Source organism: Xanthomarina gelatinilytica (assembly GCF_000348685.1).
Lineage (GTDB): Bacteria > Bacteroidota > Bacteroidia > Flavobacteriales > Flavobacteriaceae > Xanthomarina > Xanthomarina gelatinilytica.
Window position 1 is genome coordinate 1 of the sequence record NZ_ANLA01000028.1, and the last position, 1,287, is coordinate 1,287.

General features: G+C 36.4%; 1 protein-coding gene. It reads right to left on the bottom strand.

Features of this window, described 5'->3' with window-relative positions; translation table 11 throughout:
* Positions 1-65: 65 nt before the first annotated feature.
* A partial coding sequence (locus D778_RS13530) for a transposase (RefSeq protein WP_040492637.1) occupies positions 66-1,287 on the bottom strand: 1,222 nt, incomplete at its 5' end.

Genomic DNA, 1,287 nt, shown 5'->3' on the forward strand with positions numbered 1-1,287 from the left:
AACGGCAGTCTGTCTAATAACCCTGCCTTAATTTTTGTTTAGTCAACTAAATTACAAAATTAGTTTTAGACTGTTATTACTAATTGATTATTTGTCTTTGGTTTTAAAAATGTCTTTAAAAGGCTGTAAAATGTTTTAATATGGACTAAAATGACAGTATAGCACAGAAAGTAGGGTGCCTTTCCAGTCTTTACTATGTTCCAAATTCTTTTAAGATTGTAAGCAATAAATATTAAACCGATGTCAGCGCTGGCTCTTTGCCTTGTTCTTTTAGTTGTGATGTGATCAAAACCCCATTGTCTTTTCATGGTTCCATAGGGGTGCTCAACAATTGCCTGTCGCTTCTTGTAGGCGTCTGGATTATGCAGAACCCTTTCAGCATTTTGTTCTATGTATTTGTGAAATTCGCTTCTTTGAATGACTTTTCCATTAACTATAGAAGTGGTGCATAAGTCTCTTACAGGGCATCTTTTACATGCTTTAGTTTTGTATTGTTTAAAGTGGTAGTTTCGTCCTTTGTAGGTACTTCCATTACTTTTTAACAGATGTCCTTGTGGACATGTGTAAGTATCTGTTTGTGGATTAAAAATAAAGTGTTCTGAATTATAGTTAGGGTCTGGCGCTTGCGATGCTCTTCCAATTCCAGGTATGGCAACCAATGTTTTTATACCTAGATTGTTGGCTGTTTTAAATTCACTTCCAGTGTGGTAGCCTTTATCATAGAGTGCTGTAAAGGTATTTGTTCTTAATATGGATTTAGCTCTTTGTAGCATGAGCCCCATAGCCTTGGAGTCGTTGTTATTGGTAACCAGATAATCGATAGGTATATTATTCTTGGCATCTACGGTAGATTGGATACAGTAGGCAACTTCGGTAATGTTATTGCGGACTATCATGTGCTTGCTGTCTGGATCAGAGGTGGATATTTGTGGTTCACCCGATTCTTTTAGTTGTTTTTCAAGTTTTTCGTATTGCTTTCTGCGTCCTTGGTGTTTATCAATGTCTTTCTTGATTTCCTCTTTTTCGTTTTGAGTTTCACTCTGCTCCAGGGCTTTGTTGTACTGCTCCAATTTAGTGTCAATGTAATCTAAATGACGCTGTATTTTCTTCTGATTAAAATTGTTTTTCTTACTGTTTTGTGCTCTAAACTTCGTGCTATCACCAGCTATAAGGGTTGCACCAATAAGTCCAAAATTTCTGGCAATGCTAACGGTGGCAAAAAAAACTTTTTTGATTGCTTTTGGATTATCCCTTCTAAAATTACTGATAGTGTTGTGGTCGGGAGTA